1 pseudogene is annotated in these 262 nt (G+C 67.6%); it reads left to right on the top strand.

Annotated features, from left to right (window positions below):
• Positions 1 to 262, top strand: a pseudogene (locus ACLJNW_RS26005) (hypothetical protein); the annotation flags it as partial.

The raw sequence follows: 262 nt of genomic DNA, 5'->3' as shown, positions 1-262 counted from the left end.
GGGCGAGGACGGTCGCACCCGCGCGATGCCCGGCCAGCGGGTCCGCGGCTTCCCCTGCATCCGTCGCTTCCCGGTGCAGGAGCGGCACGGCTTCGTCTGGGTCTGGCCGGGCGCGGAAGAACAGGCCGACGACGCGCTGATACCCCTCCTGGAATGGGCGGAAAGCCCCGATTGGGCCTATGGCGGCGGGCTGTACCACATCCACTGCGACTATCGCCTGATGATCGATAACCTGATGGACCTGACCCACGAGACCTATGTC

The organism is Salmonella sp. SAL4457 (genome assembly GCF_046548235.1).
Lineage (GTDB): Bacteria > Pseudomonadota > Gammaproteobacteria > Enterobacterales > Enterobacteriaceae > Salmonella > Salmonella enterica.
The sequence above is the reverse complement of the archived record's forward strand: the minus strand, read 5'-3'. Positions and strand labels throughout refer to the sequence as shown.